We start from the raw sequence: 14,115 nt of genomic DNA, 5'->3' as shown, positions 1-14,115 counted from the left end.
GCCGGCCGCCGCGCCCTCGCGGCGGTGTCCTTCCCGGCCCGGCGCGCCGCGACCCCGGTGCGCCGGCCGCGCCTGAGCGGTCCCGCGGTCCTGCAGTTCGCCCGGGTGCTGGGCGTCCAGCGGGCGCACGGGTGGCGCCTGCGGGCCCAGCAGCGGATCACCGCCGCGGTCGCCGCCGCGACCGCGGCGCTGCTCGGGGCGACCTCCGCCGGTCTCCGGATGCCGCCGCTGCCCGCCGTGCCGGACGCGGCGTGGGAGGCGGCGCTGCGGCCCACCCTGGGCTTCGCCGCCCTCATGACGGGCCTCGCTCTCGCGGAGCTCGTGAGCTCGGACATCGGCGCCTTCCGCTACGGCCGCCACCTGCGCACCGCCGTGGAGTCCGGGGCGTCCCGCTCCTCCGTGGCGCTGGGGCACCTCACCGCGCTCACCCTGCCGCTGCTGCTGCCGGCCCTGCTGCTCGTCGTCGCGGCCCGGGTGCTGACGGGGACCCTGTCCGCGGCGCCCGCGACCGTGGTGCTGGGCGCGGTATGGGCCGCTACCGTCGCGGAGCACCTGCTGCCCCCGCCGCGCACGGTCGAGGGGACGGGCGCGGACAGCCCGCTCACGGGGGTCCTCACCGTCGTCCTCGCCGCCGCGCCCGTGGCCGTCCCGCTGACCTTCCCCGCCACCGACCCCTGGATCGTCCCCCTGCTCGCCCTGACCCTCGCCGGAGGTGCCCTCGCATGCCTGCACCGCTCCCTCACCCACCGCTGATCCACGTCGAGGCGGTGAGCGCCGGCTTCGACGCCGGGCGCCCCGTCCACCGGGGGCTCACGCTGCGGATCGACGCCCCCGGGCTGACGCTGCTGCAGGGGCCCAACGGCTCCGGCAAGTCGACGCTCGTCGAGGTCCTCAGCGGGCATCTGCCGCAGACCGCGGGCACGGTCACGCTCGCCGGCGTGGACGCACGCTCGCCGGAGGCCTCCCGGGTGCGCCGGATCTGCCGCACCGAACCGGCGCTCTACCCCACGATGACCGCACGGGACCACGTGGTGTTCGCGAGCGGCTGGTGCGGGGCCGACCCGCAGGAGGGGCTGCGCCGGGCGGAGCGCCACGGGCTCGGACCGTGGCTGGACGAGTCCGCCGAGCACCTGTCCACGGGCAACCGGCGCAAGCTGTGGACGATCGTGTGCACCAGCGGCGACTTCGACGTCGTCGTCCTGGACGAGCCGTTCAACGGACTGGACGGCGCGTCCACGACGGTGCTCTGCGAGGAGCTCACGGAGTGGGCGGCGCGGCGCGCGGTCCTGGTGGTGGCCCACCGACCGCCGGCGCAGCTGGCGCCGGACGCGGTGCTGACCCTCCCCGGCGGCGCGGACCCGCGGGCGGCTCAGGACGAGGGGATCGTCACCAGCCCGGTGCGGTAGGCCTTGATCACCACCTGCACCCGGTCCCGCACCTCCATCTTCGTGAGGATGTGGCTGAGGTGGGACTTGACGGTCGGCTCGGACACGAAGAGCGCGGCGGCGATCTCGCGGTTGCTGAGGCCCTCGCAGAGCAGGGCCACGACCTCGCGCTCCCGCGCCGAGAGCCCCTCCACCGCGGCGACGTCCTCGGGGCGCGGCGCCGCCGGCTCCGGGTCCGCGACGACGCTGCGGACGAGGGTGGCGGCCACCCGCCGGGAAATCGCGGCCTCCCCGGCCAGCACGCTGCGCACGGCGCCCACGATCTCGTGGGGCTCGGAGTCCTTGACCACGTAGCCGCTCGCCCCTGCCCGGAGCGCGGGGATCACCCAGTCCTCCGAGTGGAACGTGGTCACGGCCAGCACCTTCACCTCCGGGTGCTCGTGCGTGATCGCACGGGTGGCCTCGATACCGTCCAGGACCGGCATCTGCAGGTCCATGACCACCACGTCCGGACGCAGGGCGCGGCACTGCTCCACCGCCGCCCGGCCGTTGCGGGCCTCGCCCACGACCACGAGGTCCTCCTCGGCGTCGATGAACACGCGCAGGGCGCGGAGCATGAGCTGCTGGTCGTCGACGATCAGGACCTTGACGGGGCTCGCCGCCGGCGCGTGCTCGTTCATAGCTCTCACCGTAGCGGAGAGGGGCCACGGCGCCGGCGGGACGGGGCCGCCCGGCGCACGGGTCCGCCCAAGGGATGACCCCCGGCCATCCTCCCGGATGACCCCGCGGACCCCACCCCTCGGCGACCATGGTTCACGACCGCACACCGATCGGGTGCGGCGCCCTGCCGGAAGGACCCCCCGTGAACACGCTCTCCGCCGCCTCACTGCTCGCCGCCGTGCTGCTGACCGCCGGCGGTGTCCCCACCGCCGTGGCCCCGGAGCCGCCGGTCGCCCTGGCACCGGTCCTGAAGGTCGACCCCGGCACCGACAGCCCGGACGGGCACACGAGCCGCGGGTGCTCGTTCCTCTTCCTGCGCTGGTGCTGATCCGGCGCGCTCCCGGACGGGCCCGGCGCCCGCGGCTATCCTCCGAGGTGGACCGGAGCACCGGGCCACCGCACCGGAAGGACCGCATGGCACGCCGCGCAGCGCAGCAGGACCGCCGGCCCGGCCTGGGCACGCTCCTGCCGCAGGGGATCGCCCGGGCCCGCCCCCTGCACCGGTGGGTGCGGGCGGCCCTGCTGCTGTTCATCACGGTGAGCGCCCTGGACGCCGTCCGGCTCGTCCTGACCGGCCCGGGCCTGGGCTTCGGGGACCGGGACTACGAGCTGCTGCTCGTGGTCCTCGAAACCGCCACGGTCGCCGTCCTGGCGCTGCGCTCCAGCTGGACGTGGCTGCCGCTCGCCGCGCTGCTGGTCCTGCTCCACCCCCAGACCAACCCGGGCAGCTACATGGTCGTGATCCCGCTGGTCCTGGCCTTCACCGCCTACGGGGCGGCCCTGCCCGGACTCGCCGCGGCCGTCGGGGCCTTCCTCGTGTGGCAGACCTCGTGGGCCGTCAACGTCTCGGTCGTGGGCCCGCAGTTCCTCTGGAGCTACGTGCCGCTGACCCTGGTCCTCCTCCTGCCCGGTCTCGTCCTGCGGGCCCTGAGTGCGCAGCAGGAGCTGGACCGCGTCGAGATCGCCGCGGGCCAGGAGCGCACTGCCCACGCCCTCGAGCAGCAGCGCCTCGAGCTGGCCCGGGAGCTGCACGACATCGTCGCCCACGACCTCACGCTCATCGCCATGCAGGCGCGCTCGGGGGCCTACTCCCGGGACCCGGAGACCATGAAGGAGGCCCTGGACGTGGTGGGCGACTCCTCCCGCGCGGCCCTCAAGGACCTGCGCCGGCTGCTGGGGATCATGCGCGTGGAGCCGGGCGCCGGGCTCGCACAGGACTCCAGCGCCGCCGCGGCCGTCGACACGGGCCGGGGCCTCGAGGAGGTCGCGGCCGCGCTGCGGGAGGTCGGGTTCCGCACGGACACCCGGGTGCGGGGCGACCTCGCGCGGATCCCGGAAGGGGTGCGGCCCACGGTCCAGCGGGTCCTCCAGGAGGGGGCGACGAACATCATGAAGCACGCGCCCGCCCGGACGAGCTGCGTGCTGGCCGTGCAGGTCGACGAGGCCGACGTCGTGGTCGAGGTGCACAACGCCGCGGGGCCGGGCTCCGGGCCCGGCCTCCCGGCCTCGGGGTACGGGCTGCTCGGGCTGCGCGAGCGCGTCCAGCTGCTCGGCGGGGAGCTAGCGGCGGGACCGGCGGACGGCGGCTGGCGCGTCGGCGCCCGCATCCCGCTGGGCCCGGCCGCCGTGTGAGACCACCACGACCGCCACGAGGACGAGCAGGGCCGCGCTGAGCCCGTCGAAGCCGATCAGCGCCAGCACCGGACCGGCGAGCGCACCGCCGGTCGCCCCGGCGAGGTTCATGAACAGGTCCGAGACGCCCTGCAGCTTCGGCCGCTCGGCCGGCGGGACGGCCTCGGCCACGAGCGTGGAGCCCGCGACCGTGGAGGCGGACCAGCCGAGCCCGAGCAGGACCAGGCTGACCGTCACCAGCACGGGGGACGTCGAGCCGAACCAGGACAGCACGAGGGACGCCACGAACAGGGCCTGGCCGAGCAGGACGGTGGGGCGGCGCCCGGCCCGGTCCGCGAGCCAGCCGAACACGGGGGCGAGGGCGTACATCCCGGCCACGTGCAGGCTGATGGTCAGGCCCACGACGCTCAGCGACGCCCCGTGGAGGGTCAGGTGCACGGGCGTCATGGACATGAGCGCCACCATGACGGCGTGGCTCAGCGCCACGGTGAGCACGGCCCGGCGGGCCGGCGACGAGGCCCGCAGCACCGCCAGCCCGCCCGCGGGGGAGGGTTTGCCCCTGCCCGCGGCCTCGCCGTCGGCCACGGCCAGCAGCAGGGGGTCCGGCCGCAGTGCCGTGAGGTAGACCAGGGCCCCGAAGGCCTGCGCCACGAGGGCGATGACGAATCCGCCCGTCAGCGCCGGCAGGCCCAGGGCCCGCCCGAGCAGCTCACCCGGCTCGAAGAGGTTGGGGCCGAGCACCGCGCCGATGGTCGTGGACCAGACCACCAGGGAGAGGTCCCGGGCGCGGGTGTCGTCCGCGGCCAGGTCGGTCGCCGCGAACCGGGACTGGAGGTTGAGCGCCGAGCCGGCGCCGAGCAGCGCCAGGCCCAGCAGCAGGACCGGGAAGCTCGAGAGGACGGCGGCGCCGATCGTGATCGACGCGCCCGCCATGGCGGTGAACGCCCCGGTGCTGAGCGAGATCCGCCGGCCGCGGGCCTGGGCGAGCCGCGCGAGGGGGACGGCGAGCAGGGCCGCGCCCAGGGTGTTCATGGTCGCGGCCATGCCGGACCAGGCGGAGGAGCCGGAGACCTCGGTGACGAGGAGGGCGCCGAGGGCCAGGGTGGCGCCGACGCCCAGCCCGCCGAGGATCTGGCCGAGGGCGAGGACGCGGACGACCTTCCGCTGCAGGGCGCGCCGGTCCACGGCGGGGTTCGTCGGGTGCATGACCGCCATCCTATACCCCTGGGGGTACTTGCTCCGGGTGTGTCGGAGCCCCTCGGTGTGGTTCGATGCTCGGCATGAGCTCCCTGCCCGATCCCGCGACCGGACTCGTCCTCGGCGAGGACGGGCTCGCCCGCCCCGTCTGGGCCGCCACGGACCCGCTCCTGCGCGAGTACTACGACACCGAGTGGGGCGTCCCCGTGCGGGACGAGCGGGGGCTCTACGAGCGGATCTGCCTCGAGGGCTTCCAGTCCGGGCTGTCCTGGGCCACGATCCTGCGCAAGCGGCCCGCCTTCCGGGCGGCCTTCGCGGGCTTCGACCCGGACACGGTCGCGGGCTTCGGCCCGGTCGACGTCGACCGCCTGCTGGGCGACGCCGGGATCGTGCGCCACCGGGGCAAGATCGAGGCCGCCGTCGGCAACGCCCGCGCCACCGTGGCCCTGCGCGCCGAGGGCGGGCTGACCGAGCTCGTGTGGTCGTTCCGCCCGGCACGGACCCCGCGTCCGCGCACGGCGGAGGAGGTCCCGACCCGCTCGCCGGAGTCCGAGGCGCTGTCCCGGGCCCTGCGGGCGCACGGCTTCCGCTTCGTGGGGCCGACCACGATGCACGCGCTCATGGAGGCGGTCGGGATCGTCGACACCCACCTGCTCGGCAGCCACCGCCGGGGCAGCTCCGGGGTGTGGCCGGAGGCGCCGGAGGGTGCGTAGGATTCCTGGCACCGAACCCGACGACGCCCCGCGTCGCCTTCCGGCAGGAGGCCCGGCCATGTACGACAACAGCGAGCAGCGCAGCGCGGTGCTGCCCCTGGTGCTGAGCACCGTGGGCTCCGTCCTGGTCGGCCTGGTGGTCCGGAGGCTGCGGGAGGACCGGGCGGCGGCCCGTGGCGGGACCGCCGGCGGGCCCGCCGGCCGGGACGCCCGGCGGACGGGACGGGCCCGGCCCGCCCGGAGGAACACGCGCGGGCCGGTGCTCTGAGATCATGACGAGCCACGCGATCAGCTGGGTGGACGTCTTCTCGCCGGCGCCGCTGGGCGGCAACCCGCTCGCCGTCGTGCACGGGGCCGACGCCCTCGACGAGGCCACGATGGCGCGCTTCGCCCGCTGGACCAACCTCTCCGAGACCACGTTCCTGCTCGAGCCCACGGTCCCCGGCGCCGACTACCGGGTGCGGATCTTCACCCCCGGCGGGGAGCTGCCCTTCGCGGGTCACCCCACGCTCGGGACGGCGTCCGCCTGGCTCGCCCTCGGCGGGGAGCCCGCGGGAGCGGACGTCGTCCAGGAGTGCGGGGTCGGGCTGGTGACCGTCCGGCGCCGCGAGGGCAGGCTCTCGTTCGCCGCCCCGCCCCTGACGCGCTACGAGCCCGTGGCGGAGCCCGCGCTGCTGGACCGGGTGGCGCGGTCCCTGCGGCTGGACCCGTCCGCGCTGCTCGACGTGTCCTGGCTGGACAACGGCCCCGGCTGGATCGGGGTGCGCGTGGCCGACGCCGGGACCGTGCTGGGCGTGCGTGCGGACTGGTCCGCCATGGCCGGGCTCAAGCTCGGCGTGGTGGGCCCCCACCCCGAGGGCGCCGAGTGCGCGGTCGAGGTGCGGGCGTTCGTGGGGGACTGGGTCGTGGAGGACCCGGTCACGGGCAGCCTCAACGCGGGCCTGGCCCGGTGGCTGACGGACAACGGGTGGGCTCCGGCGCGCTACGTCGCCGCCCAGGGCACCGTGCTCGGGCGCACCGGGCGCGTGCTGCTGGAGCGGGACGCGGACACCGTCTGGGTCGGCGGCCAGGTCAGCCCGGTGGTCCGCGGGACCGTGGAGCTGTAGCCGACGGTGCGGAGGGCGCCCTCGGTATCGTGGGGGCATGACCACCCAGGACATCACCTTCCGCACCCGCAAGTGGGTCGAGCCGGAGGACCTCAACGCCAACGGCACCCTGTTCGGCGGCAGCCTGCTCCGCTGGATCGACGAGGAGGCGGCGATCTACGCCACCGTCCAGCTCGGCAACCAGCGCGCGGTGACGAAGTACATGTCGGAGATCCTCGTGAACCCCGACCGGGACCGGATCCCCACCACGGCGCTGCCCGCGGTGCACGGGAAGGGGCTCTGAGATGGCGGCGCGGCGGCTGCGCGCCGAGCGGATCACCGACTCCGTCACCTACCACGGCGAGGGGCCGTGCTGGTCGGAGTCCTGGGGCGGGCTGCGGTGGGTCGACATGCTCGCCGGGGACGTGCTGTCCCTCGGCGCGGACGGCGAGGTGCTCCGCAAGCACGTCGGGGACGTCGTGGCCTGCGTGCGCCCGCGCGCGACCGGGGGAGCGGTGCTGGCCCTGGAGACCGGCGTGGCACTCGAGGACCCGGACGGCACCGTCCACCCGGCCGAGCAGCTCTGGGAGCCCGGGGCGGTCCGGATGAACGAGGGCGGGGCCGGCCCGGACGGCTCCTTCTACGTCGGCTCCATGGCCTGGGACCAGACGGAGGGCGCGGCCACGCTCTGGCGCGTGCACCCGGACCTGCGCCGGGAGCCGGTCCTGGAGGGCGTCACCGTCTCCAACGGCATCGCCTGGTCCCCGGACGGCGCGCTGGCCTACTACAACGACACGCCCACCGGGAAGGTCGACGTCCTCGACTGGTCCCCGGACGAGGGTCTGCGCGGGCGCCGCACCTTCGTGGTGCCCGAGCTCGCGGAGGGGGACGTCCATCCCGACGGGCTGACCGTCGACGCCGAGGGCGCAGTCTGGGTGGCGCTGCACGGCGCCGGGCAGGTGCACCGCTACACGGCCGACGGCGCCCTGGACACCGTCGTGGAGGTCGGCGCGCGCCAGACGACCGCGTGCTGCCTGGGCGGGGAGGACCTGCGCACCCTCTACGTCACCACGTCCCGGGAGAACCTCGCCCCGGACGAGGACCCCGCCGCGGGCTCCCTGTTCGCGGTCCGGGTCGACGTCCCCGGCCTGCCCGTCCTGCCCTTCGCGGGCTGAGCGCGGTGCGGAACCCCAGGCGCACCGCCGGACTGCTGTGGCTGCTCGTGCTCGTGTGGGTCGTGGCCCTCGTGGGCTCCCTGCTCAGCGGGGGCACCTCCTCGCCGCTCTCCTTCGCCGTGCTCGGGGTGCTGTGCGCCGCCGGGGCGGTGTTCTTCGGCGCCCGGGCCCGCCGCTGACGGGCTCGGCCCGCACACGGCGGGAGGCCCGGGTCTACCATCGTCAGCGAGGAGGCACCCATGACCGAGACCCCCCGGGCGGCCCCGGACGTCGTCACCGGCTCGATCCGCCTGCTCGCGGAGCAGGGCTGGGACGCCACGACCGTGGACCGGCTCGCGCTCGCCGCTGGCATCAGCCGGGCCACGTTCTTCCGCAAGTACGGGTCCAAGGAGGACATCGTCTTCGCGGACCACGCCGCGAACCTCGAGCGCCTCGAGCAGCAGCTGGCCCGGGCGGGGGAGGAGCCGGGCACCGATCCGGCCGTCGCCCTGCGGGACGGCGTGCTGCTGGTCTTCCGCCACCACCTCGACCACCGCGAGCGGGCGCTGGCCCGCAACGCCCTGCTCCGGCAGGTCCCGCAGCTGCGGGACCGGGAGCTCATCACGTCCCACCGCTACGAGCGGGTCCTGCGGCGCTACCTGCGCTCCGCGCTGCCCGACTCGCCGGGGCGGAGCACGCTGGCCACGGCGCTGTCCGCCGCCGCGGTGGCGGTGCACAACGCCGCCCTGCGGGCCTGGCTGCGCGCACCCGACACCGACCCCTCGGCCGAGCTGGCCGGGCAGCTCGAGCGCCTCGCGCACACGCTCGTCTCCGGCTACGAGGACGGCGCGGCGCGGCCGGCCGCCGCGCCCGGGGCCCGCCCCGCCGTCGTCGTCACCGTCCTGGACCCCGGCGCGGACACGGAGGAGATCCTGGCGTCCGTGCGGGACGCCCTGCGCCGATGACTCAGGCCTCGTCGGCGAGGATCGCGTAGATCAGCTCGTCGCGCCACTCGCCCAGCTGGCGGTGGCTCTCGCGCAGGGTCGCCTCCAGGCGCATGCCGATGCGCTCGCAGACCTTGGCGGAGCTCACGTTGAGGGCGTCCAGGCTCGCGCAGACCCGGTGGGCGCCCAGCTCGGCGAACGCGAACTCGATCGCGGCGCGGGCCGCCTCGGAGGCGATGCCCCGGCCGGCGTGGTCGGGGTGGACCACCCAGCCGATCTCGACCTGCGCGGCCGCCGCGTCCGTGAGGGTCAGCACGATCTCGCCCACGAGCTCCCGTGAGCCCCGGGGGGAGACGGCGAAGCGGACGGAGTCGCCGTCCCGGCCCCACGGCCGCAGGCCGCTGTTCTCGGCCAGGGTGCGCTCGCACTCCTCGCGCGTGCGCGGGCCCCGCCACGCGTACTGCGCGTAGTCCTCGCGGCTCTGGTAGGAGTGCATGGGCTCGAGGTCCGCGCCGTCGAAGCGGCGGAACGCGAGGCGCTCGGTCTCTGGGGGCAGCACGTCGATCATCACCAGCCAGAATACGGCCTGAACGCCCAGGAACCGCACGCCGCACCACCACGCTGAGACTCAATCCCTTGACCTGAGACTCCGTATCAGTCAGAGTGGTGACGATCACACCACTCGTCAGGAGTCCGCCCATGGCACCCGCCGCGCCCGCCCCGTCCTTCCCCTCCACCGTTGCGGTGGACGTCGAGCAGCTGGTCCTGCCCGGACGCTCCGCCCCCGTCGCCCTGGTGCGGCTGGACTCCACCCCGCCGGGCGGGCTGATCATCTGGGGCTCCGCGGCCTTGGAGCAGCTCCGGGACGTCCTGGGCTCGATCGACCAGTCGGCGGTCGAGGCCATCGTGGTCACCGGCAACGCCCGGTCCTTCGGCGCGGGGGCCAACCTCAAGGAGATCCGCCACGCCCAGCTCAGCGGCGTCTCCGACCGGTACGTGGGGCTCGGCCACGAGGCCTTCGGCGTCCTGGCCGACGCGAGCGTGCCCACCTTCTCCCTGCTCACGGGTCAGGCCCTGGGCGGCGGGCTCGAGCTCGCCCTGCACACGGACTACCGTGCGGCCCACCCGCGCACCGGCCCGCTCGGACTGCCGGAGTGCAGGCTCGGCTTCTTCCCCGGCTGGGGCGGCGTGCACCTGCTCCCGCACCTGATCGGCCCGGCCGCGGCGCTGCGCGTCATCGTGTTCGACTCCCTGCGGGGCCGGAACACCAGGGCGGCGGAGGCCCTCGAGCTCGGCCTCGTGGACGTGGTGCTCGACGCCGCCCCGGGGACCGGGGAGTGGGACACCGCCTGGCAGCGGTGGGTGGCCGGCACGCTCGACGCGCTCGACGCGGGGGAGACCCGCCGCCGCGCGGGCACGCCCGGCGGCACCGGGGAGCAGGAGTGGCAGGACGCCGTGGACCAGGCCCGGGACCGCGCCGAGCGCACCTGGCGCGGCGCGGCGCCGGCACCGCTCGTGGCGATCGACCTCGTGGCCGACGCCCGGACGGAGTCCCGCACCGAGAACGGGACGAAGGCCGTGGCCGCCTTCGCCGAGCTGGTCCGCGGGGACGTGGCCAAGGCCTCCCTCTACGCGTTCGAGCTCGTCTCGGCCCGCTCCCGGCAGGCGGCCGACGTGCCCGCCGCCGAGCCCGTGCCCCTGCGCAAGGCCGCCGTGATCGGCGCCGGCCTGATGGCCGGCCAGCTCGCCTCGCTCATCGCGAGCGGCGCCCGGATCCCCGTGGTCATGACCGACCTCGACGACGAGCGGCTCGCCGCCGGCGTGGCCCGGACCCGGGAGCGCTTCGCCGCGCAGGCGGCCAGGGGCCGGATCAGCGCGGAGCAGGCCGAGCAGCTCGGCGCCCTCGTCACGGGGGCGAGCGGCCCGGAGGACCTCGCCGACGCGGACTTCGTGATCGAGGCCGTCTTCGAGGACCTCGACGTGAAGAGGAAGGTGTTCGCCCAGTGGGAGCAGGTCGTGCGCCCGGACGCGATCCTCGCGACCAACACGAGCTCCCTGTCCGTCACCGCCATGGCGGAGGGCCTCCGGCACCCCGAACGGGTGGTCGGCTTCCACGTCTTCAACCCCGTGGAGGTCACCCCGCTCCTCGAGATCGTCGCCGGGCGGCGGACCGGCGACGCGGCCCTCGCGACCGCCTTCGAGCTCGCCGCGGCGCTGCGCCGCACGGCGGTGCGCGTCCAGGACGCCCCCGGCTTCGTGGTCAACCGGGTGCTGACCCGGCTGTTCGACGTGATCGTCCAGGCGATCGATGCGGGCACGGACGTGGCGGCCGCCGACCACGCCCCCGATCCGATGGGCCTGCCCATGACCCCGCTGCGGCTGCTCGACTTCGTGGGCCCGGCCGTGCTGCACCACGTGGACGAGACCATGCACCGGGCCTACCCCGAGCGCTTCGCGCGGTCCCCATGGATGGACGCGGTGGTCGGGGCGGGCCTCACCCACGTGCTGCCCACCGAGCAGGCCCCGGGGACGGGCGCGGACGGCTACCTCGCCGCCGACGCCGCCCGGCTGCTCGAGCGGACCCGGGCGGAGCACCCCGCCGACGCTCCCGTCCCGGCGGAGGAGCTGCTCGTGCGGGTGCAGGACGCCCTGGCCGAGGAGATCGGCGCGATGCTGGCCGAGGGCGTCGTCGCCGGGCCCGAGGACGTGGACCTGTGCATGGTCCTCGGCGCCAACTACCCCTTCCACCTGGGCGGGATCACCCCGTACCTCGACCGCACGGGCGCCTCCGAGCGCGTCCTCGGCCGCCGCTTCCACCAGGACTGACCTTGTCCCCGACCTCCCACCAGCCCACAGAACGAAGGACCCAGCCATGACCGCCACCCCCGAGACCGGCGCGACCCTGTTCCCCGCCGGCACCGTGGAGCCCGACTACGTCCTCGACAAGGCCCTCGACACCGACGCCGCCGGCGCGTTCGACGCGGTCTCCGACACCGACCGGGGGCACTGGATGCGCGCCCGCCGGTTCGTCCAGGAGGACCTGCTGCCCGTCATCGGCGAGCACTGGGACCGCTCGGAGTACTCCCTCGACCTCGTCCGCCGGCTCGGGGAGCTCGACCTGCTGCGCGACGGCGTGGCCGTCGACGGCTACGAGCAGATGTCCAAGACCGCCGCGGGCCTGATCAGCATGGAGCTCTCCCGCGGCGACGGGTCCATCGCGACCGTCTCGGGCGTCCAGGGCGGGCTCGCGATGCGCTCGATCGCCATGTGCGGCTCCGAGGAGCAGCGGCAGCGCTGGCTGCCGCGGATGGCCACGGGCGAGCTCCTCGGCGCGTTCGCCCTCACGGAGCCCACCCACGGCTCCGACTCCGTCAGCCTCGAGACCCGTGCCACCCCGGTGGACGGCGGCTGGGTGCTCAACGGGGAGAAGAAGTGGATCGGCAACGGCTCGATGGGCGGGATCACCGTGGTGTGGGCCCGCGCCGACGAGGACGGCCAGGTCAGGGGTTTCGTGGTCCCGCAGGAGAGCGAGGGCTACACCGGCACGACCATCCGTGGAAAGCTCGCCCTCCGGGCCATCCACCAGGCGCACCTCCGGTTCGAGAACGTCTTCGTGCCCGAGGAGAACGCGCTGCCGGCGGCACGGTCCTTCAGGAACACCGCCGACGTCCTGTTCGCCACCCGCATCAGCGTGGCGTGGGGCGCGGTGGGGCACGCCCAGGCCTGCTACGAGACCGCCGTGCAGTACGCGGCCCAGCGCGTGCAGTTCGGCCGCCCGCTGGCCGCATCGCAGATCGTGCAGGAGCGGCTGGCCCGGATGCTGAGCGAGCTCACCCAGATCCAGCTCCTCGTGGCACGGATGACCGAGCGGGAGGAGGCCGGCCGACTCACCGCCGAGCAGGCGTCGCTGGCGAAGTACACCTCCACGCGCACGGCCCGCTCGATCGCGGCCAACGCCCGGGACCTCCTGGGCGGCAACGGCATCCTCATCGAGAACCGCGTGGCCCGCCACTTCGCGGACATCGAGGCGCTGCACACCTACGAGGGCACCGAGACCGTGCAGGCCCTCATCATCGGACGCGGGATCACCGGCATCTCCGCCTTCGCCTGAGCTCGTCCGGGGCCACATGACGACGGCGCCCCGGCCATGCAGGCCGGGGCGCCGTCGTGCTCGGTCCGGCCGGGCTCAGAGGTCGGCGCCGCCGTGGAACGAGTCGTTGCTCGGGTCGACCTCGTCCTCGAACGCGGGGTCCTCGGGGACGTCGAGGTCCGCGATCGCCTCGCCCATGCGGGGCTCCTCGGGCGGGACCTGCTCCTCGCCCGCCTCGTAGCGGGCCTCCGCCGTCTCGTCCCGGAGCTCCTGCTCCGAGGGGACCTCCGGGTGCTCGGGGTCCACGCGCTCGTCCTGCGCGCCGGCCTCGGCGCCCTCGATCAGCGGATCCTCGCGCCAGTGCTCGGGGTCGACCTCGGCGGCGCCCTCGTAGGTGTCGGGGGTCTCCGGCAGCTCTTCCGGTGAGGTGCTCATCTGCTGTCCTTTCGGGTCGTGGCATCGATGTGCCATCAGCCTACGCACTGCCGTCCCCGCCGCTCCGGCCACCGGTTCGTCCGGTGGACGGGGGAGCGCCGGGAGCTGCGACGAGGAGGCATCCGCCCGGCCCTCCGGGGTTTTGACGGTCCTGCGGGGCGTGTGTAATGTATTCCGAGTCGCCGCAAGGGACGCGAGAGATCGCCCCGGACGGCAACGCCGAATCCGGCGGACCGAACCCCTCGAACCATCAAGCCGATCATCGCTGCGCGGTGGCCGACAGCTTGTGGGCCGGGACCGGGGCGGGTACGCTGGTGGAGCTGTTTCGGGCAGCAGCGAGAAATCGCTGCGGCCCACGGCGCCGAATCCGGCAGATCCACGAATTCTCCTCCCGAAGGACTTTTACGCCGCTGAGCGACGGAAAAGCGATTTGGGAAAGCGGAGAAGATCGGGATAAGCTGAGGAGGTCGCCGCGGGGAGAGCGAGAGATCGCGAGAACCGAGCGAAAAAGAATTCCAACACGGTTTCCGGGTGTGGTGCCTGGTTGCTGGTCTGTTGTTTGAGAACTCAATAGTGTGCCATGTTTGTTGATACCGGATGTTTTATTCGGTTGATTGGTTGTCGCCGTCCTGCCTCCGTGGGGTGGTGGCGACATTTTCAGCCGGGGTTTGATGTTTTCGTTGTTTTTTTGACGGAGAGTTTGATCCTGGCTCAGGACGAACGCTGGCGGCGTGCTTAACACATGCAAGTCGAACGATGA

The 14,115-nt window shown here is 74.5% G+C and carries 16 protein-coding genes, 1 rRNA gene and 1 pseudogene; 14 read left to right on the top strand and 4 right to left on the bottom strand.

The genetic code is table 11. The features are described from left to right. Both CK505_RS18600 and CK505_RS17355 read left to right on the top strand, forming a co-directional pair. Window positions 1-753, top strand: a 753-nt coding sequence (locus CK505_RS18600) for a hypothetical protein (protein ID WP_217987566.1), incomplete at its 5' end; no start/stop codon positions are given. Then, window positions 723-1,406, top strand: coding sequence for an ATP-binding cassette domain-containing protein (locus tag CK505_RS17355; RefSeq protein WP_017834856.1), 684 nt, complete (start codon window positions 723-725; stop codon window positions 1,404-1,406). The genes CK505_RS18600 and CK505_RS17355, both read left to right, overlap by 31 nt. On the opposite strand, the gene CK505_RS17350 is transcribed toward CK505_RS17355, so the two are convergent. After that, window positions 1,370-2,065 (bottom strand): response regulator transcription factor, encoded by a 696-nt coding sequence (locus CK505_RS17350; RefSeq protein ID WP_035923181.1) that lies wholly within the window; start codon window positions 2,063-2,065, stop codon window positions 1,370-1,372. The genes CK505_RS17355 and CK505_RS17350 overlap by 37 nt on opposite strands. 182 nt (window positions 2,066-2,247) lie before the next feature. On the opposite strand from CK505_RS17350, the gene CK505_RS18595 reads away from it, so the two are divergent. Then, window positions 2,248-2,433: a hypothetical protein gene (locus CK505_RS18595; protein WP_017834858.1), complete on the top strand. Its 186-nt coding sequence runs from the start codon at window positions 2,248-2,250 to the stop codon at window positions 2,431-2,433. 86 nt (window positions 2,434-2,519) lie between these two features. Beyond that, window positions 2,520-3,737, top strand: a complete 1,218-nt coding sequence (locus CK505_RS17340) for a sensor histidine kinase (protein WP_095651853.1) — start codon at window positions 2,520-2,522, stop codon at window positions 3,735-3,737. On the opposite strand, the gene CK505_RS17335 is transcribed toward CK505_RS17340, so the two are convergent. After that, window positions 3,666-4,952 carry an MFS transporter gene (locus CK505_RS17335; RefSeq protein WP_095651852.1) on the bottom strand — a complete coding sequence of 429 codons (1,287 nt, stop codon included), beginning with the start codon at window positions 4,950-4,952 and terminating at the stop codon, window positions 3,666-3,668. The two genes, CK505_RS17340 and CK505_RS17335, sit on opposite strands and share 72 nt — an antisense overlap. 56 nt (window positions 4,953-5,008) lie before the next feature. Here CK505_RS17335 and CK505_RS17330 point away from each other — a divergent pair, with 56 nt between their 5' ends. The 7 genes and pseudogenes from CK505_RS17330 (at window position 5,009) to CK505_RS17305 (ending at window position 8,851) form a co-directional block, all read left to right on the top strand. Then, window positions 5,009-5,647 (top strand): DNA-3-methyladenine glycosylase I, encoded by a 639-nt coding sequence (locus CK505_RS17330; protein ID WP_095651851.1) that lies wholly within the window; start codon window positions 5,009-5,011, stop codon window positions 5,645-5,647. Between the two features lie 58 nt (window positions 5,648-5,705). After that, window positions 5,706-5,915, top strand: a complete 210-nt coding sequence (locus CK505_RS17325) for a hypothetical protein (protein ID WP_095651850.1) — start codon at window positions 5,706-5,708, stop codon at window positions 5,913-5,915. Between the two features lie 4 nt (window positions 5,916-5,919). Then, window positions 5,920-6,753, top strand: coding sequence for a PhzF family phenazine biosynthesis protein (locus tag CK505_RS17320; RefSeq protein ID WP_095651849.1), 834 nt, complete (start codon window positions 5,920-5,922; stop codon window positions 6,751-6,753). Window positions 6,754-6,790: 37 nt separating this feature from the next. Further along, a pseudogene (locus tag CK505_RS17315) lies at window positions 6,791-6,967 on the top strand (acyl-CoA thioesterase); the annotation flags it as partial. Between the two features lie 70 nt (window positions 6,968-7,037). After that, entirely contained in the window at window positions 7,038-7,907 is an 870-nt protein-coding gene (locus CK505_RS17310; protein ID WP_035923172.1) for an SMP-30/gluconolactonase/LRE family protein, read from the top strand. 5 nt (window positions 7,908-7,912) lie between these two features. Then, window positions 7,913-8,086: a hypothetical protein gene (locus tag CK505_RS18590; protein WP_160291623.1), complete on the top strand. Its 174-nt coding sequence runs from the start codon at window positions 7,913-7,915 to the stop codon at window positions 8,084-8,086. 60 nt (window positions 8,087-8,146) lie between these two features. Beyond that, window positions 8,147-8,851, top strand: coding sequence for a TetR/AcrR family transcriptional regulator (locus CK505_RS17305; protein ID WP_017834867.1), 705 nt, complete (start codon window positions 8,147-8,149; stop codon window positions 8,849-8,851). A gap of 1 nt (window position 8,852) precedes the next feature. Here CK505_RS17305 and CK505_RS17300 read toward each other — a convergent pair whose 3' ends face one another. Then, window positions 8,853-9,437: a GNAT family N-acetyltransferase gene (locus tag CK505_RS17300; protein ID WP_255250996.1), complete on the bottom strand. Its 585-nt coding sequence runs from the start codon at window positions 9,435-9,437 to the stop codon at window positions 8,853-8,855. 92 nt (window positions 9,438-9,529) lie between these two features. Here CK505_RS17300 and CK505_RS17295 point away from each other — a divergent pair, with 92 nt between their 5' ends. Together CK505_RS17295 and CK505_RS17290 are read left to right on the top strand one after the other, a co-directional pair. Further along, complete coding sequence (locus tag CK505_RS17295; protein WP_095651848.1) at window positions 9,530-11,656, top strand: 3-hydroxyacyl-CoA dehydrogenase NAD-binding domain-containing protein; 2,127 nt, start codon at window positions 9,530-9,532, stop codon at window positions 11,654-11,656. A gap of 46 nt (window positions 11,657-11,702) precedes the next feature. Beyond that, the gene (locus CK505_RS17290) at window positions 11,703-12,941 is read left to right on the top strand and encodes an acyl-CoA dehydrogenase family protein (protein ID WP_035923166.1); all 1,239 of its coding nucleotides are present in this window, start codon (window positions 11,703-11,705) and stop codon (window positions 12,939-12,941) included. Between the two features lie 75 nt (window positions 12,942-13,016). Here the strand turns inward: CK505_RS17290 and CK505_RS17285 are convergent, their stop codons facing one another. After that, on the bottom strand, window positions 13,017-13,355 hold the full coding sequence (locus tag CK505_RS17285; protein WP_017834871.1) for a hypothetical protein: 339 nt from the start codon (window positions 13,353-13,355) through the stop codon (window positions 13,017-13,019). A gap of 688 nt (window positions 13,356-14,043) precedes the next feature. Here CK505_RS17285 and CK505_RS17280 point away from each other — a divergent pair. Continuing rightward, window positions 14,044-14,115, top strand: a 16S ribosomal RNA gene (locus CK505_RS17280); the annotation flags it as partial.

It is taken from the genome of Kocuria sp. WN036 (genome assembly GCF_002287015.1).
GTDB classification, from domain to species: domain Bacteria; phylum Actinomycetota; class Actinomycetes; order Actinomycetales; family Micrococcaceae; genus Kocuria; species Kocuria rosea.
This window is presented reverse-complemented; position numbering and strand designations above follow the sequence as displayed.